The sequence below is a fragment of the Acidimicrobiia bacterium genome, from assembly GCA_030584185.1.
Classification (GTDB): Bacteria; Actinomycetota; Acidimicrobiia; order Spongiisociales; family UBA11373.
On sequence record CP129495.1, the window covers coordinates 1,279,682 to 1,297,266 of the forward strand.

Annotated in this window: 20 protein-coding genes; 10 read left to right on the forward strand and 10 right to left on the reverse strand. The window is 66.8% G+C overall.

Annotated elements, in window-relative coordinates; all coding sequences use genetic code 11:
• Window positions 1-193: 193 nt before the first annotated feature.
• From QY307_06495 to QY307_06505, 3 genes are all read right to left on the reverse strand, one after another.
• On the reverse strand, window positions 194-1,033 hold the full coding sequence (locus QY307_06495; protein WKZ81751.1) for a hypothetical protein: 840 nt from the start codon (window positions 1,031-1,033) through the stop codon (window positions 194-196).
• A gap of 127 nt (window positions 1,034-1,160) precedes the next feature.
• On the reverse strand, window positions 1,161-1,868 hold the full coding sequence (locus QY307_06500) for a hypothetical protein (GenBank protein WKZ81752.1): 708 nt from the start codon (window positions 1,866-1,868) through the stop codon (window positions 1,161-1,163).
• 39 nt (window positions 1,869-1,907) lie between these two features.
• Window positions 1,908-2,393 (reverse strand): YajQ family cyclic di-GMP-binding protein, encoded by a 486-nt coding sequence (locus QY307_06505; GenBank protein WKZ81753.1) that lies wholly within the window; start codon window positions 2,391-2,393, stop codon window positions 1,908-1,910.
• Window positions 2,394-2,584: 191 nt separating this feature from the next.
• Between QY307_06505 and QY307_06510 the strand changes: the two genes are divergently transcribed.
• Both QY307_06510 and QY307_06515 read left to right on the forward strand, forming a co-directional pair.
• Window positions 2,585-3,862: an aminotransferase class III-fold pyridoxal phosphate-dependent enzyme gene (locus tag QY307_06510; GenBank protein WKZ81754.1), complete on the forward strand. Its 1,278-nt coding sequence runs from the start codon at window positions 2,585-2,587 to the stop codon at window positions 3,860-3,862.
• Window positions 3,859-4,812, forward strand: a complete 954-nt coding sequence (locus tag QY307_06515) for a carbamate kinase (protein WKZ81755.1) — start codon at window positions 3,859-3,861, stop codon at window positions 4,810-4,812. Before QY307_06510 ends, QY307_06515 begins: the two co-directional genes overlap by 4 nt.
• Here QY307_06515 and QY307_06520 read toward each other — a convergent pair.
• From QY307_06520 to lnt, 3 genes are all read right to left on the reverse strand, one after another.
• A complete protein-coding gene (locus tag QY307_06520; GenBank protein ID WKZ81756.1) occupies window positions 4,802-5,632 on the reverse strand; it encodes a cobalamin-dependent protein in 831 nt (276 codons plus the stop codon). The two genes, QY307_06515 and QY307_06520, sit on opposite strands and share 11 nt — an antisense overlap.
• Window positions 5,629-5,835, reverse strand: a complete 207-nt coding sequence (locus tag QY307_06525) for a hypothetical protein (protein ID WKZ81757.1) — start codon at window positions 5,833-5,835, stop codon at window positions 5,629-5,631. Before QY307_06525 ends, QY307_06520 begins: the two co-directional genes overlap by 4 nt.
• Before the next feature lie 63 nt (window positions 5,836-5,898).
• Entirely contained in the window at window positions 5,899-7,401 is a 1,503-nt protein-coding gene (gene lnt / locus QY307_06530) for an apolipoprotein N-acyltransferase (protein ID WKZ81758.1), read from the reverse strand.
• A gap of 81 nt (window positions 7,402-7,482) precedes the next feature.
• On the opposite strand from lnt, the gene QY307_06535 reads away from it, so the two are divergent.
• Together QY307_06535 and QY307_06540 are read left to right on the forward strand one after the other, a co-directional pair.
• Window positions 7,483-8,244, forward strand: coding sequence for an inositol monophosphatase family protein (locus QY307_06535; GenBank protein WKZ81759.1), 762 nt, complete (start codon window positions 7,483-7,485; stop codon window positions 8,242-8,244).
• Window positions 8,241-9,827 (forward strand): amidohydrolase, encoded by a 1,587-nt coding sequence (locus QY307_06540; GenBank protein ID WKZ81760.1) that lies wholly within the window; start codon window positions 8,241-8,243, stop codon window positions 9,825-9,827. The genes QY307_06535 and QY307_06540 overlap by 4 nt, the downstream gene beginning before the upstream one ends.
• 15 nt (window positions 9,828-9,842) lie before the next feature.
• Here QY307_06540 and QY307_06545 read toward each other — a convergent pair whose 3' ends face one another.
• On the reverse strand, window positions 9,843-10,283 hold the full coding sequence (locus QY307_06545; protein ID WKZ81761.1) for a MaoC family dehydratase: 441 nt from the start codon (window positions 10,281-10,283) through the stop codon (window positions 9,843-9,845).
• Window positions 10,280-10,456, reverse strand: a complete 177-nt coding sequence (locus QY307_06550) for an Rdx family protein (protein ID WKZ83769.1) — start codon at window positions 10,454-10,456, stop codon at window positions 10,280-10,282. The genes QY307_06545 and QY307_06550 overlap by 4 nt, the downstream gene beginning before the upstream one ends.
• Before the next feature lie 139 nt (window positions 10,457-10,595).
• Here QY307_06550 and QY307_06555 point away from each other — a divergent pair, with 139 nt between their 5' ends.
• The 6 genes from QY307_06555 to QY307_06580 all read left to right on the forward strand — a co-directional run bounded on the left by QY307_06555 (window position 10,596) and on the right by QY307_06580 (window position 13,990).
• A complete protein-coding gene (locus QY307_06555) occupies window positions 10,596-11,636 on the forward strand; it encodes an aldo/keto reductase (GenBank protein ID WKZ81762.1) in 1,041 nt (346 codons plus the stop codon).
• 4 nt (window positions 11,637-11,640) lie between these two features.
• Entirely contained in the window at window positions 11,641-12,054 is a 414-nt protein-coding gene (locus QY307_06560) for a PPOX class F420-dependent oxidoreductase (GenBank protein WKZ81763.1), read from the forward strand.
• A 69-nt stretch (window positions 12,055-12,123) separates the two neighbouring features.
• Complete coding sequence (locus tag QY307_06565) at window positions 12,124-12,480, forward strand: type II toxin-antitoxin system RelE/ParE family toxin (protein ID WKZ81764.1); 357 nt, start codon at window positions 12,124-12,126, stop codon at window positions 12,478-12,480.
• Window positions 12,481-12,552: 72 nt separating this feature from the next.
• Window positions 12,553-12,894: a helix-turn-helix domain-containing protein gene (locus QY307_06570; GenBank protein WKZ81765.1), complete on the forward strand. Its 342-nt coding sequence runs from the start codon at window positions 12,553-12,555 to the stop codon at window positions 12,892-12,894.
• A 138-nt stretch (window positions 12,895-13,032) separates the two neighbouring features.
• The gene (locus QY307_06575) at window positions 13,033-13,389 is read left to right on the forward strand and encodes a helix-turn-helix transcriptional regulator (protein WKZ81766.1); all 357 of its coding nucleotides are present in this window, start codon (window positions 13,033-13,035) and stop codon (window positions 13,387-13,389) included.
• Window positions 13,382-13,990 (forward strand): hypothetical protein, encoded by a 609-nt coding sequence (locus QY307_06580; protein ID WKZ81767.1) that lies wholly within the window; start codon window positions 13,382-13,384, stop codon window positions 13,988-13,990. The genes QY307_06575 and QY307_06580 overlap by 8 nt, the downstream gene beginning before the upstream one ends.
• A 278-nt stretch (window positions 13,991-14,268) precedes the next feature.
• On the opposite strand, the gene QY307_06585 is transcribed toward QY307_06580, so the two are convergent.
• Together QY307_06585 and QY307_06590 are read right to left on the reverse strand one after the other, a co-directional pair.
• Window positions 14,269-15,450: a hypothetical protein gene (locus QY307_06585; protein ID WKZ81768.1), complete on the reverse strand. Its 1,182-nt coding sequence runs from the start codon at window positions 15,448-15,450 to the stop codon at window positions 14,269-14,271.
• Between the two features lie 18 nt (window positions 15,451-15,468).
• Window positions 15,469-16,518 carry a peptidoglycan-binding protein gene (locus QY307_06590; protein WKZ81769.1) on the reverse strand — a complete coding sequence of 350 codons (1,050 nt, stop codon included), beginning with the start codon at window positions 16,516-16,518 and terminating at the stop codon, window positions 15,469-15,471.
• Between the last annotated feature and the right edge of the window lie 1,067 nt (window positions 16,519-17,585).

Genomic DNA, 17,585 nt, shown 5'->3' on the forward strand with positions numbered 1-17,585 from the left:
GTCAAGACTTCACTGTCATTCGATTTCACCTCGTGCCTATCCGGTCAGACAACGATGGCTGACGGGCGGTCGGGTCGGGACCACTAACGCCGCCTTGGGAGGGCAGTGATCCGTGCTGTTCGACGAGGCGCGCCACGTCAGTTTCAAGGTCCGGTCAAGAGTGCGTCCAAATGCCCGCGTGAGAGCGGTGTAATCAGCGTCGCAACTGGATGCCGCTGTGCAATTTGACGCCGTGTTCCTGCTCTAGGAGGTCGCTTTCATTAGAAGTTCTGCCGCAGATGGTGCAGGGCGTTCCGAAGCAGGGATACTCATTCCACTGGAAGTCTCCGGCGCCGATGCGCGGTATTCCGCACTCACTACACCCCCACATGGTCGAGCCATCTATTCCCGAAACATATGACGCAGGCGTATGTCCATTGTTGGTGAAAGGATGTTGATCGGCATTGGGGCGCGTGGTCGCAGGTTGGGACCCGTCCTTCTCTTTCGCGGGCTTCTGGTTGAACCAACTCCTCAGAGAGTCAAGCGCCCATGACGGCAACAACTTCTCAGCGATCGCCCATCCAACCGCTGCGGCGTACTGCGGCTGCCCGCCGCTGACGTTCATTTGGAGCGCATGATCGGCGATCGACGACGACCACCAAGCGGCCCACCCCGCCCCACTGTTCGTCAACAGATCGTCGAGCGCCTCGTGGACAGCGCCGATGTCGGGCTCACCGCCCGCCACGGCGACTGCAATCTCGCGGGAAAGCACCTCGTACGTTTCGTACATAGGAAGGAAACGACCAACGAGCTTGGAGCCAGTTTCTGCCGTCTTCGGACTGAAGCCAACGATGCCATCGCCGTGGGGACCCCCAACCATGATCCAGTCGACTGTCGAGAAGACCTTGGCTTGCTCGAAGGGATCCTGAGCCGGCGGACCGTCAGGGTATTCCGCGGTCTCGCGTACGACCTCCAAGAGCAACATACAGCGGAAACAAATGAACTCTCCACCCGTCCTTGATCCGCAAACAGAACAGCGACCTTCTGACGTCATGGGCGGACGCTACACCCGACCGTCGGACGTGGGCACCCCGGAAAGCGTCAAAGATCGAGTGCCTCGGGACCCCTGACCTCCCCGATAGGGGTGACCGCTAACAGCACCACCCCACCCGGTGTCGACTTCAGCGTGCGACAGTGATCCAGGTCTGCCGTGCGTAGGCGAGGACGTTGCCTTCCTCGTCGGCGATGGCGGTCCCGGCGTACGACTTGCGGCCATCCTCACCGAGCCGCCATGCGTAGGACAGGTATGGGCGATCCGGCGCCAGGGGAACCATCACTCGCGCCGCCATCCTTCCCAGGACCACAGGTGTGGTCACCAGGTCGCGCGCCGTGACCCAGGCTCCGGGACAGTCGAGTGCCGCCCACACGATCCCGGGGGCCAGCGAGCCATCCACCAAGGGGGCGTCTTCAGGGGCGATCCACGGTGAGGCCACCATCTGGCGGCCCTCCACCCATCCCGTCCACAGGTGCAGACCGTCGTCCCGGTCGGTGCCGCAGGCGAAGCACGTGGCGAACTCGTGGTGGTCGAACCCGGCGTAGCGCGACGAGGCGTCTGCGGCCTCGTCCATGGTCGGGGGTGGCGGCACCTCGAGGTCCCAATCCACCACCCTCGCCTCGGCCACCAGTCGATCGCCGTCGTACACCCCGGTGACCCCTTCGACCGTCTCCACCCGAATTGGTGTGTCGAGGGGCGGTGGGAGGCGGAGTGTGACCTCGGCGCCGTCACCGACGAGCGCAGCGATCTCGCCGCAAGCGTACCCACCGTTGGCCGACCCGGGAGGGCCGTTGAACCGTGCTGGGAGCACCAGGGTCGTGGCCTCGATCAACACGACCGACCCGGCTGCAAAGGATACGAAACCGTCACCCGGTCAGTCCCGGAAGTTGACGAACTGCAGAGGCAGCCGAAAGTCGAGTTCCCGCAACTGGGCGATCACCTCCTGGAGGTCGTCCCTCTTCTTCCCGGACACCCGAACCAGGTCGCCGTTGATCTGTGCCTGAATCTTCGAGTTCACCTCGCGGATCCGCTTCACCAGCTCACGCGCCGCCTCCATGTCGAGGCCCTTGTTGAGGGTGTGGACCGCCCGGTAGCGGCCTCCGCCGATCGGACTCGGGTCACCCCAGGCGACGGCCTTGAGCGACACCTTGCGACGGATCAGCTTCTCCTTGAGGACCTCGTCGGCCGCTCGCAACCGATCCTCGGTGGCCGATTCGACGGTCACGGCGTCGTCGCCGAGCGTGAACCGGGTGCCGGTGTCCTTGAAGTCGTAACGGGTGGCGGTCTCGCGACCCGCCTGGTCTACGGCGTTACGCACCTCTTGAAGGTCGACGAGTGAGACGACGTCAAACGTGGGCATACAGGCTCTCCCCATGGCGGATGTCGCGGTGGCCCCAGGCCGTTTCCGGCCCGAAGCGCCGCCGCGCGTGCCATTATTCCAGGATGCAGGGAGTCACCCCCCGCGACAGCAGACGGCATCTGTTCGCTGCACCCTGACGGTCGCTCACCGTCCCGTCCTCTTCGACCATTCTTCGTAAGGAGCGACCGTCCATGAGCAGCAGCCTCGTCCAGCGACATGAAGCCGTATACGCCCCGGTGATCACCTGGGACTCAGACATCGAGATCGTCTCGGCGTCGGGATCCTGGGTGACCGATGTCGAGGGGGAGCGATACCTCGACTTCGCCTGCGGCATCTCGGTGGTCAACTCCGGCCACAACCATCCCGCGGTGGTGGCCGCCGCCCGCGACCAGCTCGATCGGCTGTGGCACGCCGGAGGCGCCTTCCGCTACGACTCCCTGGTGACCGCCGCCGAAAAGGTGGTGGCCATCACCCCACCGTCGATCGAGCGGATCTTCTTCATGAACTCCGGCGCCGAGGCGGTGGAGGCGGCGATGAAGATGGCGCGCAAGGTGACCGGACGTCAGGGCATCGTCACCTTCCGCGGGGCGTTCCACGGGCGCACCATGGGCTCGGTCACCTACACCACCTCCAAGGCCAAGTACCGCCAGGGATACCACCCGCTCCTCCCATCGGTGTTCGTGACCCCGTTCCCCCACCCGTTCCACTGGGGAATGTCCGAGGAGGAGGCCACCGACCACGCCATCCTCGAGCTCGAACTGAAACTGGCCCACGAGATCACCCCGGGTGAGGTCGCCGCCTTCCTGGTGGAGCCGGTGCAGGGGGAGGGCGGCTACTACCCGGCTCCGCAGCGCTTCATGCAGCGGCTCCGGGACCTCGCCGACGAGCACGGGATCCTCCTGGTGCTCGACGAGATCCAGACCGGGTTCGGCCGCACCGCCCGATGGTTCGCCTCCGAGCACTACGGGGTCGAACCCGACGTCCTGGTGATGGGGAAGGCGATCGCCAACGGGCTGCCGCTTTCGGCGGTGGGCGCCCGCGCCGAGCTGCTCGACGCCTGGCCACCCGGGTCGCACGGCACGACGTTCGGTGGCAACCCGGTGGCCTGTGCCGCCGCCGCTGCCAACATGGACGTGCTCGCCGGGTTGATCCCGGGCACCCAGGCCCTCTCCGATCACGCCTTCTCCCGATTCGGCGAGCTGCAAGGGCGCCATCCCACGATCGGCGACGTCCGCGGGCTGGGCCTGATGATCGGGATCGAGCTGGTCAAGCAGGGGAACGAGCCCGACCCGGACGCCTTCGCCTTCCTGGCACAGCACGCGCGCGATCGCCGGCTGCTCATCCTCGACTGCGGCCCGTACGGCAACGTGATCCGGTTCATCCCGCCGCTCTCGGTGACGCTCGACGAACTGGACATGGCGATCGACGTCATCGACGAGGCGCTCACCGAGTACGAGCGGCGGGCGTGATCACCCTGTGGGATGGCGCCGGGGGGCCCCCGGTCGTCGCCTTCGGAGGCAACGCCCTGCTCCCCGGTGGCGAGGAGCCAGGTGCTGCGGCGCGCAACGCCGCCGCATTCGCCGAAGTGGTGCTGCAGCTGCTCTCCCCGGACGCCGGCCTGGTGCTCGTCCACGGGAACGGCCCGCAGGTCGGAGAGGCGTTGATCCGCAACGAGGCGGCAGCCACCGAGGCCCCCCCATCACCGCTCGACGTGCTGGTCGCCGAGACCCAGGGGGGAATCGGCTACCTGCTCGAGCGTGCCCTGCTCAACGCCCTGTCCAGGGTGGGTGCGCCCAGGCCGGTGGTGACGGTGGTCACCCAGGTGGTCGTGGACCCCGACCATCCGGCGATGGCCCAACCCACCAAGCCGGTGGGCCCGTTCTATCCGGCAGGCCATGGCGCATCGGTGGCTGCGGTGAGGGGCTGGACGATGGTGGACGTCCCCGGCCGGGGACTTCGCCGGGTCGTGCCGTCCCCACCGCCCATCGAGGTGGTCGAGACGCCATCGATTCGGGCGCTGGCCGAGGCAGGCGCGGTCGTCATCGCCGGAGGGGGAGGAGGGATTCCCGTCGCCAGGCACTCGGGCGAGCTTCGAGGCGTCGAGGGGGTGATCGACAAGGATCGCACCGCAGCCCTCATCGCGCGGTCCATGGATGCGTGCGGCCTGCTGATCCTGACCGAGGTGGACAACGTCTACACGGGTTTCGGCACCGAGCGTCAGGCCGTGCTGCGTCGGGCCGCGGCGGCGGAAGCGCGGCGACTGCTCGCCGAAGGCGAGTTCCCACCCGGGTCGATGGGGCCAAAGGTGGAGGCGGCGGCCGACTTCGCCGAGACCACGGGTCGAGACGCCGTGATCACCAGTGTCGCCGCCTTCGGAGACACCCTCGCCGGCACAGCCGGCACCAGGATCACTCCCTGAGCAGTGCCTCCAGTGTGGCGATTCCCGATTCGGCGTCGCCGGCCCAGGCATCGCCACCGAGCTCGGCTGCAACTGCGGCATCGACCAGACCTCCGCCGACGACGATCGGACCGACCCCGGCGCGGCGCAGCTCGGACACCAGCGACCGTGCGTTGCCCAGTGAAGTCGACGCAGTGACGCTCACCGCCACCGCATCGATCGGAGCCGCCTGCTTTGCGGCCCTCACGAACTCGTCCACGGGGAGGTCGGCTCCGAGATCGACGACCTCCCATCCGGCGGCGCGCAACAAGTCGGCGGCCATGCCCACGGCCAGGGCGTGTTGCTCCCCTGGCGGAGTGCCGATGACGACCTTGCCCCGCTTGCGGCCTGGACGGTTGAACCTTGGTCCCAACCTTCCCATGAGGCTGCCGGCGACGACGCTGGCCCGATGCTCCTCGGCGACGGAGAAGTCACCTCTCGCCCATCCATCACCTATCCGGCGCAGGGCGGGGGCCAGGACGTCCACGTAGAAACGAACCGGGTCGAGGCCCGAGGCCAGGGCGCTCTCGACGACACCCCATGACCCCGGTCGGTCGCCCGCCAGCAGACGATCCTCGAGACGCTCTGACCATGGGGCGGCGTGTGTGCCGGTTGGCGACCCGGCGGGAGGGTGGAGCCGGGCCAGGTCGGAGTGCCGGACGATCCACCGGGAACCGACCTTGGTGGCCGGCAGCCGGCCGGTGCGCACGTACTTGTACACCGTCATGTAATGCACGCCCAACGTACCCGCACACTGCTGCAGGGTGAGGCCCCCCGGCGACACGGAAGAAGGTTCGGTCATGACTGTCGTGTCAGATACTCCGAGGTGAACTCGCCACGCAGCCGACGGAACTTGGCGGGAGCGTGGGTGAAGCAGTGGGTGGCCGAGTTGTACCGGCTGAGCTTGGTGTCGCAATCGGCATGTGCACACACCCGGTCCACCCCGAAGGTCCGGGGCCGGCGACGGGCGCGGCCCGCCGAGGTCGCTCGCATGGTCTCCTGCACGCTAACTCCTCTCGCGGGAATTCGTTAGTACTAAACCACTGAAGCAGTTGCACTATTCCCGCATCAGCGGCGGCGACCCGCCCGGATGCGAAATTCCCGCGACACCCCCCCAACCGATGTGACCGCAACCCAGATGGCGGCGGCGATCACGCCCAGCTGCAGCCAGTCCCCGGCAGCGGCGTACACGGTGCGCCGCGAGGTCTGGAGATTGACCACACCCTGGAGCAGATCCTCCGTGAACAGTTCCGTGGTGCGAGGGATCGACCCGTCGGCGCGCACGATTGCCGACTTTCCGGTCACGGCGACATGTACCACGTCGACGCCGAGGGAGGCGGCCGACATCCTCACCATCCCCAGGAGCTGATCGGAGGCGGAGCCGGCTCCGAAAGATCCCTCGTTGGTCGCCACCACCATCAGTTGGGCCCCGGCGTTGACCGTCGCCCGCATGTAACGGGCGAATGCGCCCTCGAAGGAGATCACCGACCCGAAGAGCCCCGACCCACCGTCCACGGTGAGCGGGAAGGCGGTCGCCTCACTGCCCCGGTTCATGTCGTTGGGCACCTGGTCCAGCTGCGGGATGAACTCGAAGATGCGCCGGAACGGAACGAACTCACCGAACGGAACCGGGTGACGCTTCAGGTACTCGTCGACGATGACGCCGTCGGGGCCGAACACGACGTTGTAGTTGTCGAAGGTCCCCGGATTGCTGGGGCGGGTCCCACCCGCCAGGAGGGCGGCTCCGATTCGCTGAGCCTGGCCGGCCATCGAGCTGCGCACGGCGGCGTTGAAGGTCGGGTTGGAGTCGCCTCCGAAGGAGTCCTCCCCCCACACGACCAGATCGGCGCCGCTGGTCTCGATGATCGAGGTGAGTGCCATGTGGCTGGAGAAGATGCGGACCTTCTCGTCGGCGCAATGAACCCGGGGACACGGCGAGTTCCCCTGAACCAGGGCCACCCGCACCGCCGGGCCGGAGGCATCGGGGGCGAAGAAGGCGCCGAGCACGGTGAGCAGCACGATGGCGCCCGCAGCCAGCTCGAGAGGCCGTCGATCGTGCTCGTCGTCGAAGGTGAGGACCAACCCGGCGGCGGCTGCGATCACGAGGACCGACCACCCGGAGGCCCCGATCCACTGGGCCGCACCGCGCGGCCACGCCAGGGTTCCCACCGGGTACCCGAGGGAGCCCCAGGGGAACCCACCGAGCGGCCAGCGGTCACGGAGCAGTTCCCACAACGCCCAGCCGCCCACCGCCGCCGCCCACCATCGCCACACCGACCATCCGCGTGCCAGGTACATGAGCAGGCCGTAACCGGTGGCCCACAGGCTCATGACGATCGTCAGGGGGAGCCATGCGACCGCACCGAGCACGAAGATCCAGGAGAGCAGCGACCCGTAGAAGACGAACCCGAACAGGAACCCCAGCCAGCCCGCTTCCCGGGCGGTCTCGACGCGGCGAAGCGCCCACAGGAACGGGGCGGGTGCCACGAACACCAGAAACCCCCAGTCGAGGGGGGGAAAAGACATCCACATGAGCAGTGCCGAGATCAGCACCGCGACTACCTGACGCATGCCGGGAGCGAGGGTAGTTGTGGAGTGGCTCAAGCCGATGACGGCCCAGAGCCGGCTCCCGGGCCTGCCTACCCTGGCCCGATGGACGACCTGGCGCTGGCAAGAGGGGCTTCCGCGGTCGCGGCAGGCATCATCCGGGATTGGGGCACCAGGGCGAAGGCGACCCGCTTCAAGGGAGAGGTCGACCCGGTGACCGCCGCCGACCGTGCGGCCGAGGAGGCGATCGTGGCGATGATCTCGCGCCATCGTCCCGACGACTCGATCCTGGCCGAGGAGGGCGGGGGAAACGGCGGGGGTGGACGGCGCTGGGTGGTCGACCCGCTCGACGGAACCGTCAACTTCCTCCACGGCATACCTCACGTGGCGGTGTCGATCGCTCTCGAGGACGAGAGCGGCACCCTGCTGGGCGTGGTGCGGGACGTCTTCCGAGACGAGGAGTTCCTCGCCGAACGCGGCGGCGGAGCCACCCGAGACGGTGAGCCGATCCGGGTGTCCGGGTGCACCGAGCTCGACCGGGCACTGGTTTCGACCGGGTTCCCCTACGACCGCCACGAGCGGCCCGGCGAGTACGCCCGCCACGTGGAGTCGGTCCTGCGACGCACCCAGGGTCTGCGCAGGGCAGGGGCCGCCGCCCTCGACCTGGCCTGGGTGGCCGCCGGCCTGCTCGACGCCCACTGGGAGTTCCGGCTATCGCCGTGGGATGTCGCCGCCGGATTCCTGTTGGTGACCGAGGCCGGGGGCTCGGTGATCGGGTTCGGGTCGGAGCCGAGCCATCTCGCCTTCGTGGCCGGATCGCCGGCGATCGCACCCCTCCTGCGCGACCTGATCTCGGAGAGTCGATGACCGCCCGCCTGGTGACCGCTGACACCGTCCTCGGCTTCGAGCCGGGAACGGATGCCGTCCTCGTCGAGGCGGGACGAATCGTCGCCATCGGCAGCGCTGCCGCGCTCCGTCGACCCGGCCTGATCGAGGTCCGCCACCCCGGCGGCACCATCGCTCCCGGGTTGCGAGACGCCCACCTGCACCCGGTGGGACACGCCGGTGCGCTGCGCCGCATCTCGCTCAAGTCGGCCTCCGACTTCGGAGACCTCTCTGCCAGGCTCCGCGCCGCTGCAAAGGTCCTCCCCGCAGGCACCGCCCTCATCGCCCTGCGCCTCGACGACGAGTCACTGGCCGAGGGCAGGCTGCCCGACCGGACCATGCTCGACGCCACCGTCCCCGACCGGCCGGTGCTCCTCATCCGCTACTGCGGCCACATCGCAGTGGCGAACACCGCCACGCTGGAGATCGCCGGGATCGGCATGGACACGTCCGAGCCGGTTGGCGGTTCGATCGACCGAGGCGAGAACAGGGCGCCCACCGGTATCCTGAGGGAGACCGCCGTCGACCTGGCGATCGCCGCCGTGGAGCCGCTTGCCCCTCCGATCGAGCCCGACGACCTGATCGCCGGCGCCGCCGGCCTCGCCTCGACCGGCCTCACCGGGGTCGGGGCGATCGTGTCCACCGAGGCCGGATGCTGGGGCGCCGCCGAATCGGAGCTCGACCTGTTGTTGGAGGCGGCATCGCGCATACCGATCACGATGACCGTGTTCGTCTCCGCCGCCACCGCCGAGCAGCTGGAGTCGGCCGCCACACGCCTCCACGCCGCAGGCGGTCGCCTTCGCTTCGGAGGCCTGAAGGTGTTCGCCGACGGAAGCCTCGGCGGGCACACGGCGGCGATGCATCACGGGTTCGCCGACCGGCCCAAGGAGAGGGGCACCGACCGGCTGGATCCGGCCTGGTGCCTCACAATGTCCCGGCTCGCCCTGCGGCTCGGCGGCGGTGTCGCCATCCATGCCATCGGCGACCGCGCCAACTCGGGTGTGCTCGACGTGATGGAGACGCTGATCGCCGAGGGAGCCGACCCCGGGCTGCTGCGTGTCGAACACGCTTCGGTCCTGACCGAGGCCGACGTGGCCCGGTTCGGCCGCCTCCAGGTGACGGCGTCCGTCCAGCCGGCCTTCCTTGCGTCGGAGACGACCTGGTTGGAGAAGCGGGTGGGCAGCGACCGGCTGGCCCTCACCTATCCGTTCCGCTCGCTGCTCGAGTCCGGCGCCCCACTGGCCGGCGGATCGGACTGCCCGGTGGAGCCGCCGCACCCGCTGTACGGGGTGGCTGCGGCGCGGGACCGCTGCGGGATCGTCCCCGAGCAGGGCCTCGACGCCGCTTCGGCCTGGGCGATGTTCACCGGGGGGTCGGCTGCGGCGATCGGCGAGTCGGCCGCCCTGGAGCCGGGCGCCCCGGCGACCTTCACCGTGCTCCCCCTCGACCCGCTGCTGGCCACCCCCGACGATCTCAGGCAGGCAGAGGTCCAGGCGACGTACGTGGGGGGATCGTTCGCCGGCCCGACGCCGGAGGCAGTCGCCTGGAACGAACCGACTCAGTGAGCTCGTCGCCGAGGCTCAGTGGTAGAGCCTGACCAGGCTCTCCACAACGGCCGCGGGACGCTCCGCACCTTCGATCTCGATCGTGACCTGGTTTTTGAGCTGCACGCCCCCCTCGATGGGGGTCGCCTCGAGAAGCACGACCCTGCCCCTGATGCGCGAACCCACCCGCACCGGGGTGATGAACCGCACCTTGTCCAGCCCGTAGTTGACTGCCATCCGCGCTCCCTCCCCGAGGGAGCGCGTCACGTCGCGGGTGAGCGGGGTGAGCAGCGAGAGCGTCAGGAATCCATGGGCGATCGGCCCACCGAACGGCCCGGATTCGGCCGCCTCGCCGGCCTGGTGGATCCACTGGTGATCATCCGTGACGTCGGCGAAGGCGTCGACGCGCTCCTGGGTCACCTCCAGCCAGTCGCCGACGCCGATCTCCTCACCGACACGCGATTCGAGGTCGTTCATCCTCGCTCCCTCAACATCTCGAGGATGGCCTCGGGGGTGGTGTGCTCCCCGGTCTCCTTCTTCGAGTAGATCAGCTCACCGTCGACGGTCACCTCGAACACGCCTCCCCTGGAGGGAACCATGATCAGGTCGGTGATCTGTTGCTCGAACTCGCTGAGAAGGGCATCGACCATGCGCACGGCACGGTCCCGATAGCTTCAAGCGACGCAGTACTCAAGGGTGATTTGCATGAGGGAATGGTAACGGGGGGCTGCTCGCAACCGGGGCGCGACACCATGCTTCCTACAATCGCCCGGTCGATCCGGAGAAGGCATGGAGTATCGGGAGTTCGGCGGGACCGGGATGCGGGTGAGCCGCTACGGGCTGGGCACGATGATGCTCGGGGCGTGGGGCAACCCCGATCACTCCGAATGCCACCGCATCGTGGCACGCGCCATCGACGCCGGGATCAACCTTGTCGACACCGCCGACGTGTACGCCGGCGGCGAGAGTGAGGAGATCGTCGGCGAGGCGTTGCGGGGCCGTCGAGACCAGGTGATCCTCGCCACCAAGTTCCACAACCCGATGGGCCCCGGCCCCAACGAGCGGGGAAACTCCCGCCGCTGGATCGTGCAGGCTCTCGAGGCGAGCCTGCGTCGCCTGGGCACCGACTGGATCGACATCTACCAGGTGCACCGCTTCGATCCGTCGACCGCCATCGAGGAGACGGTCGAGGCCCTCTCCGACCAGGTGCGGGCCGGAAAGATCCGCTACTGGGGCACCTCGATGTTCCCTGCGGGGCAGATCGTCGAGGCGGCGTGGGCGGCCCAGCGCAACTCCGCCCTTCCACCCCGATCCGAGCAACCCCTCTACAACGTGTTCGCCAGAGGCATCGAAAGCGACGTCCTCCCCACCTGCCGCCGCCACGGCATCGGTGTCACCACCTGGAGCCCTCTCTCGGGAGGCTGGCTCACCGGGAAGTACACCCGCACCGATCCCGCACCCAAGGGCAGCCGGGCGGAGCGGTTCCCGCAGTACTTCGACGCCGCCAACGAGGTCAAGCTGGGAATGGTCGAACGGCTGTCGGCGGTCGCAGCCGACGCCGGCATCAGCCTCACCCACATGGCACTCGCCTGGTGCGGGGAGCACCCGGGGGTGAGTGCATCACTGCTCGGGCCGCGTACCGAAACCCAGCTCGAAGATCTGCTCGGAGCCGCCGAGGTGACCCTGGATGCCGCCACCCTCGATCGGATCGACGAGATCAACCCGCCCGGGGTGCTGATCAACCCGCACGACCAGGACTGGTCGCCACCCGACCTGGAGCCCATCGCCCGCCGCCGGATCCCGGTTGCGGACACCGGCGTGGTTTCATGAGGCCATGAAGACCGCCCCCACACTGCTGCCCGATGCCCTGAAGGAGATCCTCGACTCCACCCGGGCCTTCGCCCATCTCACCACGCTGGACCCCGACGGGTCGCCCCAGGCCACCGCCATGTGGGTGATGCGCCAGGACGAGATGATCCTGATGAACACCGCCGAGGGACGGCGCAAGCACCGCAACCTGCAGCGCGACCCGCGGGTGGCCATCTCGATCTCCAAGCACGACGACCCATACTCCAACTTCTCTATCCAGGGCCGGGTGGTGGAGATGCGTACCTCCGACGGTGTGGAGGTGATCGATGCCCTCGCCCGCAAGTACCTGGACGGCGTCGATCGCTACCCGTGGCTGCAGCCGGGCATGGTGCGCGTCACCCTGGTGATCGAGCCCACCCGGATCGCCGCCAACGGCTGACGACCTGGCATCCCCCAGGGTGTGAAAACGGCATCTGAGTCGGGCTGGTGCTCGCAATAGCTTGTGAGCGTGCGAGCGACGAGACGCTGGCGTGACTACCGGACCCCCAGCGGACGAAGACCGGTCAAGCGGTTCATCGATGGGCTGTCAGATGCGGATGCCGCTGCGGTGGTTGCTGCCATGAAGGACGTGCAGGTATACGGCAACGAAGTCGCCCATCACCTCGACGGTGACATCTACGAGGTGCGCGCTGCTGGTCACAAGCAGTCATTCCGCGTCCTCTATGCAACGGAGGGCAAGGAGGACCAAGTGCTTCTAGCCCTCGAAGCAATCTCCAAGAAGACCAAGAGGACTCCCCTGCAGACCATCCAGCTCGCGAATCGAAGGCTTGCCGACTGGCGGTCGCGAGGCCGGAAGCAGCAGTGAGGTGCCATATCATATTTGATATCTCGCTGACGATATGTCAGGGTGTTGTCTGAGGAGCAAGGGAGAAGCGCGATGACCGACTTCCTGACCGAACTCATCGCAGAGCGAAGCGAAGCGAACGAACACTTCGCCGAGTTGGTGGACGCCGCCTTCAAGCGTCGCGAGCTCGTTCGGCAACTTGCCGCGATTCGCACCGAGCTCTCGATCTCCCAGACAAGGCTTGCTTCACTGATGGGAACGTCACAGTCGGCGGTCGCGCGACTCGAGTCAGGCGACACCGACGCCCGTGCCTCCACGCTCGCACGATATGCGGCCGCCCTGGGGCGGCGAATCGAGTTCGAGATCGTTGAGGAGACGACCCCCAGGACCGACGGCGGGCCCCGAAGGCACCGCCAGAAACTCGCCCCCGCCTGAGACTGCTCCAGCCCAGGGCTGGCCTGTCGGCACGCAGAACGGCACCTTGCCCTCTGTCAGCGTGCGGAAATGACACCAGGTAACGCGTTGACCCAATCGACCCGACGACTTATGCTGTGGCATAAGAAGGAGGAGCAGATGAGTCTTCCTGCGCGACTGCGTGCGACAAGAGAGGCCATCGGACTGACGCAGGAAGCTGTGTCCCGGATCTCAGGCATCGCCGCGCCCAACCTGTCGAAGATAGAGAACGGCGGGTCTGACATTCAGATCAGCACCCTGATGCGAATCCTGGATGCGATGAACCTGGATATCGAGTTCGTCCCCCGAGATGCCCCCATCTCCCTTCAAGACGTAATCGCCCAGTCCGAACGGGGTCGGAAACGTCTCAACTCAAAAGGGATCGCCCCGTCTGATCCTCAGGCGCGACTGAGTGCGAAGCGAGCTCGTGGCCTCGATGTCTCGGTTGAGCAGTCCTTACTGACGCGAAGTGCCTGACGACACGGCCTCGCCGGTTGACCTTCTCCGTCGTGCCGCCGAGGCGAGCATCGGTTCGACAGAACGAAAGCTGCTGACCGCCGCCGGGTTTGGTGAGGCTGCGCTTGATGCCCCCGTCCTCGTTGGCGGGACGGCGGTTGAACTACATACGGGCGCATATCGGCCCACGGACATCGACCTCGTCGGCTACCCCAAGCCGGGCTCGGACGCGATCCTTGCTGAACTCGGATTCGAGCGAGAAGGGCGACACTGGCTCTTTGCCTTCGCCGACCGGGAGACTCTCGCGATCGAGGTCCCAGGTGACCGCCTTGCCGACTTCGCGCGGGAGCCGCCGCTCGTGATCGACCTATCGCCGGGGCAAATCGCCGTCATCGGCCTCAACGACCTGCTGATGGACCGCCTGCTGCAGGCCACCGGAGGCGAACCGGTCACCATGGACGAGGCCGTCAGATTGGCGACGGCAGCGTATGAGCGAATCGACTGGGAAGACCTCTCGGCCCGATCAGATGCAGCTGCCCAGGACGAGACGCTCGCCGGAGCAAGCCTTCCAGCAGTCCTGGCTGCGGTCAGACGCACTGCCCGAAAGCAGCTACGGAGGTGAATGAGCCGTGCTGGTTGGAAGCTGTCGAAGGTGAATCCCCACCCTCGGTCAGCGTGCGGGAATGTCACTTGAGCAAGTCAGGTTCCTGTTGGTCAGGGGGATCGGTCCTCTTCCAGGCGCGCCACGAGCCCAAACGCGACGTGTCCGCAAACACGGGGGTAGTCCACCAACTCCAGCCACCGAGCCCTTCTCCTCACCCCACGGATGGCATCCTGATCCGCCGAGCCAAGGCACCCACCGCGTCACCGGGCAGATCCACCTTTCGACCCGCCGTGCCGCTACGCGCCAAGGCCCTCGATGATCCGTTCGGCGTCTGCGGTACTCAACGCACCGTCGATGGTGACCAGGGTGCCGCCGATGACGCCCCAGGCGTGCGTGGGAAGGAGAGTGCCGGAAGGTGGTGCGATCGTAAACTCGCCCCCGGCTGTCTCGAAGGCGTAGGTACCCTCGATGACGGCGTCTCCCCTCTGGTTCCACGGGTCGGCCGACGCCTGGACGCCAAGGGCGGGTCGGAAAGTGATCGTGATGCACGCGGTCTGGTTTCGGTATGCCAAGACGGCGACCTCTGACGTTCCTTCGAGCAGGCTGAGCGGCTGAGCCGCGAACGCCCGGAGGCTGAGTACGAAACCTTCCGGTATCCAACTTGGGTCGTAGACCTCGACGCCGAGACCGCTGAAGCTTGGAACCAGAGAGAAGCCGCCTTCGAATCGGGTCGGCCCTTGTCCCCCGGCGACAGCAGCTGCGGGGTGAAGGGCGTCGCGCGAGATCGTCTTGATCATGACCCCTGAGTCGAGGTCGTCGGCGATCGTCTCGCCGTTTGACATGGTGGTGGTGACTTCGACCACGGCCCAGGTCTCCATGTCGAGCGTCACCGTCCGACTGGTCTGATAGGGCAGGCCCAGCTCGACGAGAACAGGGTCGGGTCCAATCGGCAGCTCGATGACGAACACGGGCCGACCATCACGGGAGGCGTAGACGCCGGCGCCGGTGGCCATGGCCTGTGCACCATGGGCCTGATAGGTATTGAGCTCCCTGCGGTAAGGGTCGGGGAGATCGGGACCGCCGTCGACGACCCCAGTGGTGATCGTGATCGAGTTGTCTTCCGCCGTGAGCTTCACCAGTTCGCGGGTCAGATCCATCGCATCCCACGCATACACCGAGTGCCCGGGTCGCTGGAACAGGATGTCGCCCGACGCCGCGATCGCCATCCCGCGCGCCTCGGTCACCGTGAGGGGGATGGCAGAGACACCGCCCGTGGTCCCAGGCACGTCCGGTGCCGATGTGTCGGAGGCGCCGGTCGTCGACGTCGAAGGGTCGACGATGACTGTCGTCGACCCACCAATCGATCCTTTAAGTGTCGGGTCCCCGAGAAAAGCCGCCCAGCCCAGGGCGACGAGGACCGCCAGACCTACGGCTGCCAATCCTCCTATACGCAGGGCCGACCGGATCTTGACACGCATGGTCTGTCTCCCTTCGGGCTAGCTGCTGCATCCGCTGTAGTCGCCGTCCCAATGGGATGCCGTGCAGTACCGGACGTGAAGATGGTGGTCGTGGCCTGTCAAGGGCTCGACGATCGTGGGGAACCAGGTCTCGAAGTCAGGGTCGTTGTAATAGACCAGGTCGATCATCTGATATGAACCGAAGGCGGCTCCTTGCCGGATGTCCCAGAGGAGCGCCTTGGTCTTGGCTTGCCTATACCGAGTTGTGTTGGTGTACAAGATGCCGCGGCCCGTGGTGCATTGGTCGTAGCTTCCGCTCAGTATCGTGATGATCCCGATGTCCACGTCCATCCCTCGATCGTGCGAGTCGTGCGGAGAGAATGGCATTTCACCGTGTTGATGAGAGAGGTCCCAGAAGGGCAGATCTCCGGCGGCCTGGTCGTTGAAGTAATAGCCAGCGCGTTCAACAGCAGCCACGGTGGCGGCCGTACCCCACGACTCGTTCTCGGGCTGTGCGCCCAACCCCCCGGCTGCGCAGGCGTACGCGGTGACGGGCATGAGCCTGTAGTGCCACGTGAGGTGTTCCCACACCTCGTCGTCGACCACGCCGTCGTTTGTCATCCCGTGGAGCGATTGATAGGCCTTGACGGCGTTGAGGGTGCCCGTACCGAAAGCGCCATCGACGAGGAGGTAGGACCAGCCCGGATTGGTGGGATCGCGCTTGCTGTTGAGCAACCACTGGAGAGCCTGCACCGCGTAGTTGTTGGCTCCCTGGGTCAGCGTTGGTGTGAGGACTGGCCACGTTCCCGGCCCAACAATCCCATCGGCTGACAGCGGAGGATGCGCCTGCTGAAACGAGATCACGTTTGACTTGGTTCCCGAGCCGAAGACCCCGTCAAGTGCTGGCGCGTAACCGTGATACCGCAGCAGCATCTGAACCGCCATGACATTGGCGCCGCGATGATTGAATTGAGTTGTCGGCCAATCCGGAACGTCAGTCGATCCCGCCATGCCGGTCCCGGCTATCCCGAAAACCAGGACTAAGGAAGCAACGACGGTGAGCGCGCCTCCGGTTCGCGGCTTCGACATCCCTTGCCCCCTCCATCCGGTAACGGAGCTGAGCGTGAATCTCTACACACGATGGCAACACCGGGGCTCACGCACAGAGCCATATGGCACTTACTGATCCGGCAGGGTTCGGATCGGGCAACAACCCGAACACTGCGGGGCAGCGTGGGGAGCGCTCGCCCGATCGGGCTGCGCGAAATGCTCGATCGGTTGATGCCATGACGGTTCACCTGCACCTGCGACGGCTGCGGGTGGTGGAGGTGGCGTCAATGTGCCGGAGCGGCCTGATGTCGTAGTGGAGGACGCTCGTGCCGTGGTCGTTGTGCGTCTTGCGTGTTGAGGACCCGAGCAGCGCAAGACCGGCGTCGGCTGCGGGTGGGCGCTCGGAGTGTCGTGGCATGGCCGTCGCAGACGGTGCCAGATGCACCGGAACGCGCTTTTCGATTCCGTCGGATGAGCCCATCGCCATCGACCAGTTCGTCTTGAATCGGCACCTTCACTGTTTGGGTGACTGGCCATGATCCAGACCGCCATGATTGCCGGGTCGATCCTCACACGCCAGGGGCTGGGGCGACCCCTCACCGGTATACGGGTATGCCGGCGCAACTGTGTTGCACGTGCGTGTGGGTTGAAAGGGGGTCGGTGCGCCGGCGGCCTGCGCGTCTCGGTGGCGTCGTCGCGGCTGGCGTGGTGGTGTGACGATCTTGGGGCATCGGTCTGCTCCTCTGCGATCAGCAGTCGGGTGATCGTGCCGGTGAGCCCTTTCACCCGGTTATCAGTGCTGTTCCGGAAGTGGGAGGTTGCGGCAGCCGAGTGCGCCGCTCAGGCGGTGTCAGACATGTCTCCGGAACGTCCGACATGTCTCCGGAACGATCCGTCCGACATCTCCCCGGTCAATACACCGGTTGCTGACGGCGGGCTTGAAGGGTTTGTGAAAGGCCTTCTGCGACTCGGTTGAAAGGGCTCTCGCCGATGATGCGGGGATGGAGCAGGTGGAACCGTGTCGCCAGCGGAGCCCTGGGGCGATGCGCGGGCGTTGGCTCACGATGCGGTGGTGGTGGCCTGGGTCGTGGAGAGCACGGCCCGTC